A 14,322-nucleotide genomic window follows, 5' to 3' on the forward strand; every position below is an offset into this window, starting at 1 on the left:
TTTAAAATTTCATCGCGTTTTAGCACGAAGCTGTTTTTGTTGGCGATGAGGTGCGCCGAGCTTTGCATTATGGTTTCTGCGGGCTGTAGCCCGTTTTGTTTCATCGTAGCGCCGGTCTCTACGACATCGACGATAGCGTCGGCAAGCCCTATGAGCGGGGCTAGCTCGATCGAGCCGTAGAGTTTGATGATATTTACGGCGACGGCCTTGGAAGCGAAGTATTCGCGAGTGATGTTGGGCATTTTCGTAGCGATTTTTAGGCTCGGAGCGCCGTAGTTTAGCTGAGTGCCCGCATGTACGCCCACGCAGACGCGGCATTTTCCGATTTTAAGATCGAGCAGCGTAAGTACGTCGGGCCGGTGCTCCTCAAGCACGTCAAGCCCCACTACGCCGATATCCGCCGCACCTCCCATAACGTAAGTGGGGATATCTTGGTTGCGGACGTAGAGGAATTTAAAATCGCCCTCTTGCATTATGAGTTTGCGATCCTCGAAAGCAAAATCAAGCCCGAAGATGGTTTTAAAAATTTTAAGCGTATCGTCGGCTATGCGGCCTTTCGGTAGCGCTATGGTTATCATGCTAGCCCCTTTTTTGCGATCAAGCTTACCATCGATTTAAAGATCAGATCCTTTTCGTAGATCGAGTTGCGAAAATACCGCATCAGATAGGCTCCGTCGCCGCCCGTGAAGTAAATTTTATTATTGCCCGCGATGTTTTCGATCGTAAGCACGATAGGCTTTAAAATCCCGTAATTTACGGCGTTTACGGTCTTTTGCGGTAGCGGGTCCAGATCGATATTGGTTGAAAGCGTTACATCCAGCACGGGCGCGATGCTCGCAAACGACTTTAAAAGCGTGCCGATACCAGGCATTATAAATCCGCCTAGGTGCGAGCTTTTAAACATCAAATCCACGGTGATTGCGCTGCCCGCATCGACGACGACGCCCGTCGCTACCGCGGAGCACGCCGCTATGCGGTCGATCCCAAGCCCGCGGTAGGCGGTTTTTAGCTCAAAGTGCGGCGCCAGATCGACAAACAGAGGGTTTTTCAGCTTTTTTTTCACGCTATCATTGACGTTAATGAAAAAAATTCGCTCCTTCGGCTCGTACCGCATAAACTCCGCTACGGGCATACTTTGCGTTACGCCGCCTTTATAAAATTTAACCCTGGAATTTCCTACGTCACACAAAAGCATAGAGGCTAAATCCGTTTTCTTTTAAAAATTTCGCGCTTTTAGAGCACATCTGCGAGTTGTAAAACAGCACGCGCTTTTTTACGACCTTGCCTAGGCTTGCGCTAATGTCGCTTGCGAGCGAGAGCAGAAATTCCGCGTCGCGCATTACAAAGCGAGATTTTGCGTCGCGCATAAACAAAAGGACGTTGTAGTTTTTTAGATCCACGCCGAAATACGCGCCATATGAGCGCGAGCGCGTGAAGCTAGCGATATCTAGCGTTTGGAATTTTTGAAGCAGAAGCCCTTCACGAACGCAGAGTTTTGAAATTTTATCTAGCATCAAAATTTAAAATTTTATCGTCATAGTAAAACGAGCTGCCTGCGATAAAGGACTTATCCTCGAACTCGCCATTTAGCTCGTAGATCGCCTGACCTTCTAAATTTTCGTCGGTACGGATCACGTAGCCGTTGCGCTCGATGATATACAGATAACCGCCGCTAAGCAGTGCGCCGCTAAACTGCGCGAAGGTGAATTTGCGCGATTTGATCAAATTTAGCCCGCGATCCAGTAGCTCGACTCTGCCGTCTTTTAAGAAAAGATAAATTCTATCGCCGCTAAAAATCACGTCTTTGATGTCTACGTTATGGTTTTTATTGCCCGCAGGACTTACCAGCATTAGCCTAGTGGCAGTTACGGCATAAAGGTTATCGCCCTTGTTTTCTAAGGCGATAATGTTGTTAAAAAACGGCTGGTTGCTCACGACGAAATCGCGTGCCGAGCGCCCGCCTACGTTTTCTGCGATGCTGATTAGTCCGTCTAACGCAGGATAAGCGATAAGTTGGTTGATAAATAGCGGTGACGCCACGCGCGAATCGATTGCGAATGCATCGCCTACTTTATGATCGAGTACCACTGCGCCCGAGCTTAGCTTGATAAGCATAATCGAATCATCGCTCATCACTAAAGCCAAATCATCGCCGCGTATATTTGCACTGAGCGCTTGTCTGCCGAGGGCTTTTTCAAATTTTACGGCACCTGTGCTACCAACTACTTTAAGCGTGCCATTGATGTCGGTTACGACGAAATTTCCGTCATATTCGCCTAAAAATTTCTCACTTTTTAAGACTTTGAAATTTTTCACCAAGCCGTTTTTAGAGATGACTTCGCCGTCTTTTAGCGTAGCACCATCTTTACTAACCGCTACGATTTCTGATGGCAGTAAGCCGTTAAATTTCATATCACCTGTGATGTTTTCGTCGCTAGGTTCGAAATACTGGCGCTTCGTCGAGCAGCCTAAAAATAAAAACGATAGTAAAAGCGTAAATATCAGCGTTTTTTTCATTATTTATTGCCTCCATAGTGTTTCAAAGCAAGTGCGATTTGACGAACTGGCGAGTTGAGCGGAATTTTATCTAGCTCTGCGTGAGCTTGCTCGATTTTGCCCTCTTTTAGTAGGTCGTAGCCTTTGAGCAAAGAATCGTAATCGGCGAGTAGCACTCCGCCTTGTTTGCCGTTTTGTAGATTTATTATCTCTTTTAGCACAACATCGATGCCTTGGGTATTTTCTAGCGCCGCTCGCTCGTCTGCAGAGCCGTTTTGCAAAATATAAAGAGCGTATAGATTTATATCTTTTTGCTTAAGCTCGGCTAACTTAGCGTCGTCGCGCTTGTTAAGCAGCTCGTCATAGATCGCATTAGCACTTGCTATGCGGCGATCGCTTAGAAATTCATTTGCGTAATATCCGATAAACGCCACGATCAAAACCGCAGCCAAAAATATCAGCGGCTTTTTGTATTTTTTTACGAAAATTTCACTTTTTATGACGCTTTCTAGAAACTGCTCTTCGGTGCCAATTTCTTTTTTCACGCCTTCGATGTCGTCTTTTAAAGCCAAAATTTAGTCCTTTATTTGAGAAAATCGGCGTAATTGTAGCATAAAAAATTTTAAATACCGCCTAAGATAAAGAATTTTTATGATATAATGTCGCATTTATCAGAAAAAGGAAAGTTATGATAATAGACGATGCCTTGCTAAGCAAGCTGGAAAGGCTATCTGCTCTTAAAATTCCAGATGCTAAGCGAGAAGAATTTAAAGGGCAATTAAATAATATCGTAGATTTTGTAGAAATTCTAAATGAGCTGGATTTACAAAGCGGCGAGGCGGCTATCACTACGCTAAAAGGCGGTACTCCGTTTCGCAAAGATATCCCACGCAAAAGCGACATCGCAGAAAGCGTCTTAAAGCATGCTCCGCAGTCCGAAGGCGGCTACTTCGTAGTACCGAAAATCATCGATTGAAAGGAATTTTATGGAAGAAGTTCAAAGAAATTTAGTAGATATCGAAACCCTACTAAAAACCGTCGTTTTTAACAAAGCGAGCGACCTTCACTTAGTTTCGCGCTCGGCGCCTCAAATACGTATCGACGGAACATTGCGCCCGCTTGCCATGGATCCGCTTAAGGGCACGGATATCGAGTATATCTGCTACGCGCTCATTACCGATGCGCAAAAAAGTGCGCTCGAGGAAAATAAAGAGCTCGACTTTGCGATCGAGCTTCCTAATATCGGACGCTTCCGTGGTAACTACTACTACACTATGAACGGTGATTTGGCTGCCGCATTTCGTATTATTCCTATCGATATTCCTAGCCTGGACGATTTAAAAGCCCCTACGATTTTTAAAGAGGTGGTCAAGCACGAAAAAGGCATGATTTTGGTTACCGGACCTACCGGTAGTGGTAAATCAACTACTCTTGCCGCGATGCTAAACGAGATCAACGAAAAAGAGCGCAAGCATATCATCACCGTTGAAGATCCGGTCGAGTTCGTCCATACCAATAAAAAAGCGCTTTTCTCTCACAGAAATATCGGCACCGATACCCATTCCTACGCTAATGCGTTAAAATTTGCCTTGCGTGAGGACCCGGATATTATCCTAGTTGGTGAGATGCGCGATAGAGAGACTATCTCGATTGCCATTACCGCGGCTGAGACCGGTCACTTGGTATTTGGTACGCTACACACCAACTCCGCGATGCAAACGATCAACCGTATTATCGATAGCTTTGATGGCGGCGAGCAGCTCCAAGTACGAAATATGCTCTCTGTCTCACTTACCGCGGTCATCTCGCAATCGCTTTTGCCGAAGCTTGGCGGTGGACGTATCGCGATTCATGAAATTTTGCTAAATAACAATGCCGTAGCGAATCTAATCCGCGAAAACAAGGTGCATCAAATTTACTCTCAAATGCAGCTAAATCAGCAATCTACCGGTATGATAACTCAAACTCAAGCGATGGTTAAAGCGATCCGTGCAAATCAAATTTCAAAAGACACGGCATTTAGGTATTCGACTAACCTACAAGAGCTAATAGGCGTGGTGGGTGCTTGATGGAGGGTATTAATTGGTTCGACGTCGGCTGTTTGGTACTCGTAGTGCTCTTCGGACTACGCGGTATCACTAATGGCATCGTAAAAGAAATTTTTGGAATTTTGGGTCTCATCGGCGGTCTTTTTGCCGCGATGCGCTATAAAACTATGGCAGGCGAGTGGATTGCAGCAAAAATTCCAGCTTTGCAGAATGCAAACGGCGTGCTTTCGGGCGACACGACGCAGGTTCTCATCGGCTTTATCGCTGTGCTTTTTGGCGTATGGATCTCGTGTCTGATTATAGGCGAAATCATTTCAAAATTCTTTAAATGGAGCGGACTCGGATTTGTCGATAAGATCGGCGGGTTCGTGTTTAGCGTAAGTAAAATTTTCTTGATTTTTGCCGTTATTGTTACACTTGCAAGCGGTCCTATGTCGATGAACGAACAGACCAAAAGGTATTTTGAAAGCAGCAAAACTGCGCCGATTTTTTTAAAAATCGGAAATTGGATTTTAAATCTCAAAGACGATCCGAAGATCAAACAAAGCTTAGATTCTATCGGTTCTAAGATGGATGATAAGCTCTTAAAAGATCAAAATTCTACCGCCCGTATGAACTCGGATCAAAATCAAAGCACTGAACCTAGCGATTTTAACGCCAGTTCAGAAGTAAATTCTACAGAAAGGACAAAATTATGAATGCAAAAATCGAAAATTTAGAGTTTGACGCTCTAATTGTTGAGTTTAAAAAGGCACTTGCCGCTAGCGGTCTAAAATATACCAAGCAGCGCGAAGTTTTGCTCCGCACGCTTTATAACAATAACAAACACTTCACGCCCGAGGCGCTTCATAACGAGATCAAAGCGAAATTCCCCGAACTAAACGTAGGCATAGCGACGGTGTATCGCACCCTAAATTTACTAGAGGATTCGGGAATGGCGACATCGATCTCATTTGGCGCGCAGGGCAAGAAATTTGAGCTTGCAAATAAACCTCACCACGACCACTTAATCTGCAAAAGCTGCAACAAGATCATAGAATTTCAAGACGCGACTATCGAGCGCAAACAGCTTGCCGTCGCCAAAGAGCACGGTTTTACGCTTACGGGACATATGATGCAGCTGTATGGAATTTGCCCTGAATGTGCGGCAAAAAGGAAGTAGATTGTTCGACTCCCAACTAGAAAATCAAAGGATAGACAAGGCGTCGGAACTTCGGGATTTAGGGGCTAATCCCTATCCGCACTTTCTAAAAAAAGATATGAGTATAGCCGAGTTTAAAGAGAAATTCGGCTACATAAAAGATACCGAAGATAAAAAAGCGAGCGAGGAGGTAAGCCTTGCCGGAAGGTTAAAGCTAAAGCGTGTCGCGGGCAAATCCACCTTCGCAAACATAGAAGATCAAAGCGGCAATATTCAAATTTATTACTCTCGCGACAGCATAGGCGAGGAGGATTACGCTAAATTTAAGAAAAATCTCGAAGTGGGCGATATAATTTTGGTGCGCGGATACGCTTTCGTCACCCAAACGGGCGAGTTTTCGATCCATGCCAGCAAAATAACGCTCGCATCCAAAGCGATCTGCCCGCTTCCGGAGAAATTTCACGGCCTTGTCGATATCGAGATGCGCTACCGCCAAAGATATCTTGATATGATAATGAACCCCGAGGTCCGCGAGGATTTTATCAAGCGCTCGATCATCGTGAGCGAGATCCGCAGCTTTTTTGAGAAGCACGGATTTTTGGAGGTCGAAACGCCGATGATGCACCCTATCGCGGGCGGCGCGAATGCTAAGCCTTTCATCACGCACCACAACGCCCTAGACGTCGATCGCTACCTACGTATCGCTCCGGAGCTGTATCTTAAGCGCCTCGTCGTAGGCGGCATGGAGGCGGTCTTTGAGATCAACCGAAACTTCCGTAACGAGGGTATGGACCTGACGCACAATCCGGAATTTACAAGCATAGAATTCTACTGGGCGTGGCATGATTATAACGACGCGATGAACCTAACTGAGGAGCTATTTAAAGCGCTGTTTAAGAGGCTCGGGCTAGGCGAAATTTTAACTTACGATGAGCGTGAGATCGATTTTTCAAAGCCTTTTGCGCGCATAAAGTATCTAGACGCGCTTACGCAGATAGGCGGCATTGAGTCGCAGATCGTAAATGATCGCGAAAAGATCATCGCAAAGCTCGAAGAGGATAGGTTTGAAGTCAATGAAAAGCTCGATCTAGGCCACCTGCAGAGCGAACTTTTTGATAATTACGTAGAAGCTAAGCTCATAAATCCGACCTTCATCGTGGATTTTCCGATCTCGATCAGCCCGCTTTCGCGCAGAAGCGACGAAAATCCGCAGATAGCCGAGAGATTTGAGCTCTACATCGCGGGCAAGGAGCTAGCCAACGCCTTTAACGAGCTGAACGATCCGCTCGATCAATACGCTAGATTTAAGGCTCAAATCGACGCCAAAAATGCAGGCGACGACGAAGCTCACGAGATGGACGAGGATTACGTCCGCGCGCTTAGTTACGCGATGCCGCCGACTACCGGCTGGGGGCTCGGCATCGACCGCTTGGCGATGATTTTACTGAATAAAAAATCGATCCGCGACGTGATTTTATTCCCCGCGATGAGGCCGCTAAATTTAGAGAAGGAGTGAACGTGTCAAATTTAGAAAAATTCGATAATAAAATTTTTAGTTTAACCAACAAAGAGCTTGCCCGTCAGTGCGATTATTTGGAGATGATCGCGAGCGAAAATTTTACCTATCCCGAGGTGATGGAGGCGATGGGCTCGGTGCTAACGAACAAATACGCCGAGGGCTATCCCGGCAAGCGCTACTACGGCGGCTGCGAGTTCGTAGACGAGATCGAGCAGATCGCGATCGATCGCTGCAAAAAGCTCTTCGGCTGTGAGTTTGCAAACGTCCAGCCAAACAGCGGCAGCCAAGCCAACCAAGGCGTATATGCCGCATTTTTGAAACCTGGCGATAAAATTTTAGGCATGGCGCTTAGCCACGGCGGACATTTGACGCACGGCGCGAAGGTCTCAAGCAGCGGAAAGATGTATGAGAGCTTCGAATACGGCGTGGAGCTCGACGGTCGCATAAACTACGATAAGGTGCTTGAGATCGCTCAGATTGTAAAGCCGAAGATGATCGTTTGCGGTGCGAGTGCCTATACGCGCGAGATAGATTTTGCTAAATTTAGACAAATCGCTGATAGCGTAGGCGCGTTTCTTTTCGCCGACGTAGCGCACGTCGCAGGTCTCGTCGTCGCAGGCGAACACACGAATCCGTTTCCGCACTGCCATGTCGTAAGCTCGACTACGCACAAGACGCTTCGCGGTCCGCGCGGCGGCATCATAATGACCAACGATGAGGAATTTGCCAAAAAGATTAACTCGGCGATCTTTCCAGGCATCCAGGGCGGCCCGCTAATGCACGTCATCGCCGCTAAGGCGGTCGGCTTTAAACACAATCTAAGCCCTGAGTGGAAGCTCTATGCCAAGCAGGTCAAGGCAAATGCTAGAGTTTTGGGCGAGACGCTGGTTAAGCGCGGCTTTGATCTAGTAAGCGGCGGCACCGATAACCATCTGATTTTGATGAGCTTTTTAAATAGAGATTTTAGCGGCAAGGACGCTAGCGCCGCGCTTGAAAATGCAGGCATTACGACGAATAAAAATACCGTGCCGGGCGAGACGCGCAGCCCGTTCGTCACCAGCGGCATCCGCGTCGGAAGCCCAGCACTTACGGCGCGCGGAATGAAGGAGAAAGAATTTGAGTTTATCGGAAATAAAATCGCCGACGTGCTAAGCGACATCTCAAATTCCAAGCTTCAGGCGCAGGTCAAAGAGGAAGTGCGGGATTTGGCGCACCGCTTTATCATCTACGACCGCGCGATGTATTAAATTTAATAAATTCGGGTAAGCTTACCCGAATTATTTATTTCGTAAATTTTGCGTGGTAGAATTTACAAAGTAAATAATAATCTTAGGAGAGAGTATGAACGACAAAAATTTCGATATGAGCAGCATAGACGACATAGTGATCAATAATGGCAATGTCGATAAGAACGCAAATTTAAAAAAAGGTCTTACCGTCGCAGCCGGCATCGTAGTTTTATTCTTAATAATTTTAATCATAATGAAGGCTATTAATAAAGACGATATTGATACTAACGCAGGTCTTACTATGCCTAGTGAAGAAGAGCTTGCCAAAGCGGAGCAAAAGCCTGCCGTACAAGTTCAAAAACCTGAGCCTTCGCAGCCTGAGCCTGTAGAAGTGAAATCAGAACCCAATACAGCATCTGCAGCTCCAACCAAAGTAGAGATAAAAACCCAAGAGCCTAATTCCGAAAGCAAGGTCGTCGCAAGCGCTCAGCCTGAAGCACAGAAAGTAGAAATCCAAAAGCCCGAAATCAAAGAAGAGCCAAAAAAATCCGAAGTTAAAATAGAAAGTAAAAAGATTGAGCCTAAAGACGAAGCCAAAAAGTCTGAAAAAACGGACGTAAAAAAGTCCGAGCCTAAAAAAGAGTCTGCAAAAGACGAGATCAAAAAAGAACCTTCTAAAACCGAAATTAGAAAAGTCGAGCAAAAAGTAGAGCCTAAAAAAGAACCTGAAAAACAAGCAAAAACAGAAGTTAAAAAAGAGCCTTCAAAAACGGAAGTTAAAAAGGAACATGCTAAAGCAGAGACCAAGAAAGAGCCAGCAAAACCTGAGCCTAAAAAAGAAGCCAGCAAGCCGGAGTCTAAAAGCGAGAGCGTAAAAGCTGGCGTTGCAGCAAAGAGCACCAGCACCAGCGTGGCAAACGGCAGTTATGTGCAGGTTTTCGCATCAAATGCCTACGATCCAAACGGATCTGATACCAAAAAAATAACCAAAAAAGGCTATAATCCGATCGCTCTGCAAACTCACGTCGGCAGCAAGAGCGTGACTAAAATTTTAGTTGGACCTTTTGAGGGTGAGGCGCTACAAAAGGCACTTAGCGATATGCGCAGCATCAATAGCGGAGCGTATATCTACCGAGTGAAATAGTGGACAGATTTGCGGTTTTCGGCAACCCGATCGCCCACTCTCTCTCGCCGCTACTTCATAATTACGCGATAAAATTTTTGGAGCTGGACGCCTACTACGGGCGAGTTTTGCTGCAGTGCGGTGAGGGGCTGCGAGCTAAATTTGAAGCCTTAAGGCTTACGGGCGCGAACGTAACCGTGCCTTTTAAGCTCGACGCATTTAAAGCATGCGACCTCCTAAGCGAGGCGGCGCAGAAGATAGGCTCGGTAAACACCCTGGTGCTAAAAGGCGGCGCGCTGCACGGCTTTAACACCGACGCCCAGGGGTTTTTCTGCGCGATCTTGGATTTTGGCGAGATTCGCAACGCGCTTATTTTAGGCGCGGGCGGCACGACGCGGGCAATCGGCTACGCGCTAAGCAAAAACGGAGTGAAATTCGACATTCTAAATCGCAGCGCAAAGGATTTTGACTTCGGCTGCGAGGAGTTTTTTACCTATGAAAATTTTAAATCCAAAGACTACGATCTGATCGTCAATGCCACTGGCGCAGGGCTAAAAGATGATGCGCTACCTGCGCCCGAAGGGGTAATAGATGAAATTTTATCCCGCGCAAAATTTGCTTTTGATGCGATCTATGGCAAGCAGACTCCATTTTTACAAGCCGCGAGCGCAAAAAATCTACCCGCAAAAGACGGCAAAGAGATGCTGATAAATCAGGGCGCGCTTGCTTTCAATCTCTTTTTCGGCGGCAAATTCGACTTAGTAGAGATTGTGGCGCTGATGAGCCATGCTGCAAATTTACGCTAAATCGACTCTTAGGCTTTTCAATTATCCGCCCAGTCTAATGAAATGTTTTAAATTTTGCGTCGAGTTAATTATGCGTTCTTAAATTTTATATCGTGTAGCTTTGGGCGTTTAATTTTAAAATTCTTACGTCTGCTTTCAGCCGAGCCGTATTAATTTGCTTACAAAAAATTCTGTTTAAAATTACTACGAATTAGGCACAAAGATGCTTGGTAAAGTCTCGAGTATTTTTCTGCTCGTTTCTTGGATGTTCTATTCTAAAATTTTGCGACGAATCTAAACTAAAATTTTGTGCAGTTTAAGTAAAATGTGATTGTTTGTGAATTATACAATAAAACTTTACTTGAGCGAGAATGACGCAAGACCGAGGTGTTTATTAAAAAGATAAAATTGCTACCAAAATTTCAAAATTTAAAGCTAAATTTTAATTAATTGTTATACAATAAAAAATATAAACTAATAATTGCTAAAGGTTGAAATTTGATGTTTTTCGGCAAAATTTTAAAATTTTACGCGCACGGATTTGCTTCGATGAAGCTTGGCAAAACGCTATGGGCAGTGATTTTGATCAAGCTATTTATAATTTTTGTGCTACTTAAATTTTTCATTTTCGACGAAAATTTAGATTCTAAATTTAAAACCGATCAAGAAAAAATCGATTTCATCTATAAAAATTTGACTAAGGAGTAGGAATGCAAGAGCTTGCTAGCGTGGATTGGTCGAGGGCGCAGTTTGCGCTCACGGCGCTTTATCACTTTCTTTTTGTGCCCCTAACGCTGGGGCTTAGCTTTATCGTGGCGTTTATGGAGAGCCTATATGTCGCGACCGGCAAACAGGAGTGGCTCAAGATCACTAAATTTTGGCTGCGCCTTTTCGGTATAAATTTCGCCATCGGCGTCGCGACGGGTATCATAATGGAGTTTGAATTCGGCACCAACTGGGCGAATTATAGCTGGTTCGTGGGCGACATCTTCGGCGCGCCGCTTGCGATCGAGGGCTTGCTCGCGTTTTTCTTAGAGGCTACCTTCTTTGCGGTAATGTTTTTCGGTTGGGATCGCGTAAGCAAGAAATTTCACCTTCTCTCGACCTGGCTCGTGGCGATCGGATCAAATTTAAGCGCGTATTGGATCCTAATCGCGAATGCCTGGATGCAAAACCCTGTTGGTACGAGCTTTAATCCCGATACGATGCGTAACGAGATGAGTAATTTTTTAGATATCGCGCTATCTCACTTCGGAGTGGCTAAATTTTTACATACCGTCGGCGGCGGCTACATTACCGCGGCGCTTTTCGTGCTCGGAATTTCGGCGTTTTATATGCTAAAAAACAAAGACTTCGCGCTTGCTAAAAAAAGCTTCATCGTAGCGGCAAGCTTCGGTATGCTAAGCTCGCTTTTCGTGCTATTTAGCGGCGACGAGAGCGCCTATCAGGTCGCGCAAAAGCAGCCGATGAAGCTTGCGGCGATGGAGGGTCTGTATAAAGGCGAAGTAAACGCGGGCATCGTCGCAGCGGGAGTTTTAAATCCGAACAAACTTCCCGGAGACGACAAGGAGCCGTTTTTATTTGAGATCAAGGCGCCTTATGCGCTAGGACTGATGGCTACGAGAGGACTTGATAATTTCACTCCTGGCATCGATGATTTGGTATTTGGAAACGAAAAATTCGGCATCGAAGGCGCCGATAAAAAGATCGAAAAAGGCAAAATCGCCCTGCAAGCGCTAAAGGATTATAAGATCGCCAAAGACGCTAATGATACCGCTGCAATGCAGCAAGCGCGCGAAATTTTATTTGGCAACCAAAATATGCAAAATTTAGGCTACGGCTACCTTGACGACGCGAAGCAGATCGTCCCTCCCGTGGCGCTTACCTTTTATAGCTTCCACGTGATGGTGGCTTTGGGAAGCTATTTTATCTTGCTATTTTTCGTGACGCTATTTTTGGCGATGCGAAAAAACCTCGCCGAATACAAGAAAATTCTATGGCTTTGCGTCTTTAGCATTCCTCTGGGATATGTCGCGTGCGAGGCGGGCTGGATCGTAGCCGAAGTAGGGCGCCAGCCGTGGGCGATACAGGATCTCATGCCGGTGGGCGTCGCGGCTACGAGCCTAGCGGGAACGAACATAATGATCTCGTTTGCGCTCTTTGCGGTTTTATTTACGGTTTTATTCATAGCCGAGATAAAGATCATGCTAAAACAGATAAAGATAGGATTTTAAGATGCACGAAATTTTTCAAATTTATTGGTGGTGCGTGGTTTCGCTTCTGGGCGGAATTTTGGTTTTTATGCTCTTCGTGCAGGGCGGTCAGACACTGCTTTTTACGCTGGCGAAAAATGAAACCGAGAAGGATTTTATAATAAATTCCATCGGCAAGAAATGGGAGCTTACATTTACTACGCTCGTTATGTTCGGCGGAGCGTGCTTTGCGGCGTTTCCGCTATTTTATGCGACCAGCTTCGGCGGGGCATATTGGGCGTGGATGGCTCTGCTTTTTTGCTTTATAATCCAAGCCGTCGCCTACGAATACAGAAAAAAGCCCGATAATTTCTTGGGCGCTAAAACTTATGAAGCCTTTCTTTTCATAAACGGCTCGCTGGGCACGATCCTGCTTGGCATCATCGTCTCGACGCTTTTTAGCGGCAGCGAGTTTGCGCTGGGCGATAATAATTTCGTGCAGTGGAAAAACTCCGCTCGCGGGCTTGAGGCGTTAGCAAATCCGTTTAATTACATCTTAGGGTTTGCGCTATTTTTCTGCGCCAGAACTGGAGCGAGCTTATATTTGATGAACAATATCGCCGAGCCTGAAATGATCGCTAAGCTCAAAGCTTCGCTTAAATTTAACGCTAGCGCGTTTTTGGTATTTTTCATCGCGTTTTTAGCGTGGGTATTGCTAAAACAGGGTTACGCAGTAGGCGCTGGCGGCGTAGTAAGCCTTGAGAGCTTTAAGTATCTGCATAACTACCTAAGCCTGCCTGCGGCGCTAATCTTGCTACTGCTAGGTGTCGTGCTGGTGCTGGTGGGGATATTCAAAGGCGCATTTACAAGCAGCGTGCGCGGGATATTTTTCTACGGCATGGGCGTCGTATGCGCGGTAACGAGCGTATTTTTGATCCTAGGACTAAATCACACGGCGTTTTATCCGTCAAATTTTGATTTGCAAAGCTCACTTACTTTGGCAAATGCAAGTTCGAGCCTCTATACGCTTAAGACGATGTTTTACGTGTCGTTTCTAGTGCCTTTCGTACTCGGATACATCAGCTATGTTTGGTGCGCGATGGATGCTAAAAAGCTCGATAAAGAGGGGCTTTCAAACGAGCATTATTAGGCGCGCCCGCTCGCGCGGATGAGCATGGCGCATAAATACACGCCGCGTAAAATTTTATTTGCGTGCCTAGAAAGCGCCAAATAAGCTGCTCGGGCAACGCAAATGCCGCTTGCCGTAAGGTTATCGCGGCGCCAAACGGAAGTCGGCGGCGCAAGGCGCACGCTGCTTGAAATTTAATGAGCGTCAAGTAGAGCGTAGCCGTGCTAAACGGCGCGAAAGCCGAGCTTCGAAGGCGCTAAAATTGCACGAGTTTCGCTTTAAATTTAACCGCATAGTGGCATAGATGCCGTCTCGGCGCGATTAGAAGCTTTCGGACGCAATCGTGAGGCTGCTCTAGCGCGGCGTTTATGTTCGCCTTTGCGCTTGGTTAAATTTCATATCGGCGGCGCTTTTTATGCGCCGCATCTATAAAAAATTTTAAGGATTAAAAATGATCAAATCTTTAGTTTTCATCGCGATTTGGATGATCTTGCTCGTAGGAAGCTATAAATTTATAAAGCTAAACATTACTCATCACGAAAAAAGAGAGCAGTAAAAGGATAGAAATTTTAAAAGCTTGCGGCCTGGGATTTCACTTTAAATTTAGAAAGTGAAATTTTGGGCCGCAAGATACGGGCGAAATTTTATCTAGCCCTTGTA

General features: G+C 45.8%; 16 protein-coding genes. 11 read left to right on the top strand and 5 right to left on the bottom strand.

The features are described from left to right. The 5 genes from hisG to Q0413_RS01210 form a co-directional block, all read right to left on the bottom strand. Nucleotides 1-578 (bottom strand): ATP phosphoribosyltransferase (gene hisG / locus Q0413_RS01190; RefSeq protein WP_298986440.1); only part of this gene is annotated, 578 nt, incomplete at its 3' end. Beyond that, complete coding sequence (locus Q0413_RS01195) at nt 575-1,195, bottom strand: type III pantothenate kinase (RefSeq protein WP_298986443.1); 621 nt, start codon at nt 1,193-1,195, stop codon at nt 575-577. The genes Q0413_RS01195 and hisG, both read right to left, overlap by 4 nt. Then, on the bottom strand, nt 1,182-1,517 hold the full coding sequence (locus tag Q0413_RS01200; RefSeq protein WP_298986446.1) for a hypothetical protein: 336 nt from the start codon (nt 1,515-1,517) through the stop codon (nt 1,182-1,184). The genes Q0413_RS01195 and Q0413_RS01200 overlap by 14 nt, the downstream gene beginning before the upstream one ends. After that, the gene (locus Q0413_RS01205; protein WP_298986448.1) at nt 1,504-2,517 is read right to left on the bottom strand and encodes an L-seryl-tRNA selenium transferase; all 1,014 of its coding nucleotides are present in this window, start codon (nt 2,515-2,517) and stop codon (nt 1,504-1,506) included. Before Q0413_RS01205 ends, Q0413_RS01200 begins: the two co-directional genes overlap by 14 nt. After that, nucleotides 2,517-3,068 (bottom strand): hypothetical protein, encoded by a 552-nt coding sequence (locus Q0413_RS01210; protein WP_298786902.1) that lies wholly within the window; start codon nt 3,066-3,068, stop codon nt 2,517-2,519. Before Q0413_RS01210 ends, Q0413_RS01205 begins: the two co-directional genes overlap by 1 nt. Nucleotides 3,069-3,184: 116 nt before the next feature. On the opposite strand from Q0413_RS01210, the gene gatC reads away from it, so the two are divergent. From gatC to cydB, 11 genes are all read left to right on the top strand, one after another. Then, a complete protein-coding gene (gene gatC, locus Q0413_RS01215; RefSeq protein WP_298986451.1) occupies nt 3,185-3,472 on the top strand; it encodes an Asp-tRNA(Asn)/Glu-tRNA(Gln) amidotransferase subunit GatC in 288 nt (95 codons plus the stop codon). A 10-nt stretch (nt 3,473-3,482) separates the two neighbouring features. Continuing rightward, entirely contained in the window at nt 3,483-4,565 is a 1,083-nt protein-coding gene (locus tag Q0413_RS01220) for a type IV pilus twitching motility protein PilT (protein ID WP_005871218.1), read from the top strand. Further along, nucleotides 4,565-5,242, top strand: coding sequence for a CvpA family protein (locus Q0413_RS01225; protein ID WP_297901032.1), 678 nt, complete (start codon nt 4,565-4,567; stop codon nt 5,240-5,242). Before Q0413_RS01220 ends, Q0413_RS01225 begins: the two co-directional genes overlap by 1 nt. Then, on the top strand, nt 5,239-5,706 hold the full coding sequence (locus Q0413_RS01230) for a Fur family transcriptional regulator (protein ID WP_005871221.1): 468 nt from the start codon (nt 5,239-5,241) through the stop codon (nt 5,704-5,706). Before Q0413_RS01225 ends, Q0413_RS01230 begins: the two co-directional genes overlap by 4 nt. Before the next feature lies 1 nt (nt 5,707). Next, on the top strand, nt 5,708-7,201 hold the full coding sequence (lysS, locus tag Q0413_RS01235) for a lysine--tRNA ligase (RefSeq protein WP_298986455.1): 1,494 nt from the start codon (nt 5,708-5,710) through the stop codon (nt 7,199-7,201). 2 nt (nt 7,202-7,203) lie between these two features. After that, a complete protein-coding gene (locus tag Q0413_RS01240) occupies nt 7,204-8,451 on the top strand; it encodes a serine hydroxymethyltransferase (RefSeq protein ID WP_298986458.1) in 1,248 nt (415 codons plus the stop codon). A 94-nt stretch (nt 8,452-8,545) separates the two neighbouring features. Beyond that, complete coding sequence (locus tag Q0413_RS01245) at nt 8,546-9,577, top strand: hypothetical protein (protein ID WP_298986460.1); 1,032 nt, start codon at nt 8,546-8,548, stop codon at nt 9,575-9,577. Further along, entirely contained in the window at nt 9,577-10,362 is a 786-nt protein-coding gene (locus Q0413_RS01250; protein WP_298986463.1) for a shikimate dehydrogenase, read from the top strand. The genes Q0413_RS01245 and Q0413_RS01250 overlap by 1 nt, the downstream gene beginning before the upstream one ends. Nucleotides 10,363-10,842: 480 nt before the next feature. Then, complete coding sequence (locus Q0413_RS01255; RefSeq protein ID WP_005871229.1) at nt 10,843-11,049, top strand: DUF4492 domain-containing protein; 207 nt, start codon at nt 10,843-10,845, stop codon at nt 11,047-11,049. Nucleotides 11,050-11,051: 2 nt separating this feature from the next. Further along, nucleotides 11,052-12,575 carry a cytochrome ubiquinol oxidase subunit I gene (locus tag Q0413_RS01260; RefSeq protein WP_298986465.1) on the top strand — a complete coding sequence of 508 codons (1,524 nt, stop codon included), beginning with the start codon at nt 11,052-11,054 and terminating at the stop codon, nt 12,573-12,575. A 1-nt stretch (nt 12,576) separates the two neighbouring features. Continuing rightward, nucleotides 12,577-13,683, top strand: coding sequence for a cytochrome d ubiquinol oxidase subunit II (gene cydB / locus Q0413_RS01265; protein WP_298986467.1), 1,107 nt, complete (start codon nt 12,577-12,579; stop codon nt 13,681-13,683). The last annotated feature ends 639 nt before the right edge of the window (nt 13,684-14,322 follow it).

The organism is uncultured Campylobacter sp., assembly GCF_938045465.1.
Taxonomy (GTDB): domain Bacteria; phylum Campylobacterota; class Campylobacteria; order Campylobacterales; family Campylobacteraceae; genus Campylobacter_B.

Bases quoted from the DNA above. Each gene is read 5' to 3' on its own strand.
- Q0413_RS01195 (WP_298986443.1), bottom strand. From the start codon at position 1,195: ATGCTTTTGTGTGACGTAGGAAATTCCAGGGTTAAATTTTATAAAGGC.
- Q0413_RS01205 (WP_298986448.1), bottom strand. From the start codon at position 2,517: ATGAAAAAAACGCTGATATTTACGCTTTTACTATCGTTTTTATTTTTA.
- gatC (WP_298986451.1), top strand. From the start codon at position 3,185: ATGATAATAGACGATGCCTTGCTAAGCAAGCTGGAAAGGCTATCTGCT.
- Q0413_RS01220 (WP_005871218.1), top strand. From the start codon at position 3,483: ATGGAAGAAGTTCAAAGAAATTTAGTAGATATCGAAACCCTACTAAAA.
- Q0413_RS01225 (WP_297901032.1), top strand. From the start codon at position 4,565: ATGGAGGGTATTAATTGGTTCGACGTCGGCTGTTTGGTACTCGTAGTG.
- Q0413_RS01230 (WP_005871221.1), top strand. From the start codon at position 5,239: ATGAATGCAAAAATCGAAAATTTAGAGTTTGACGCTCTAATTGTTGAG.
- Q0413_RS01245 (WP_298986460.1), top strand. From the start codon at position 8,546: ATGAACGACAAAAATTTCGATATGAGCAGCATAGACGACATAGTGATC.
- Q0413_RS01255 (WP_005871229.1), top strand. From the start codon at position 10,843: ATGTTTTTCGGCAAAATTTTAAAATTTTACGCGCACGGATTTGCTTCG.
- Q0413_RS01260 (WP_298986465.1), top strand. From the start codon at position 11,052: ATGCAAGAGCTTGCTAGCGTGGATTGGTCGAGGGCGCAGTTTGCGCTC.
- cydB (WP_298986467.1), top strand. From the start codon at position 12,577: ATGCACGAAATTTTTCAAATTTATTGGTGGTGCGTGGTTTCGCTTCTG.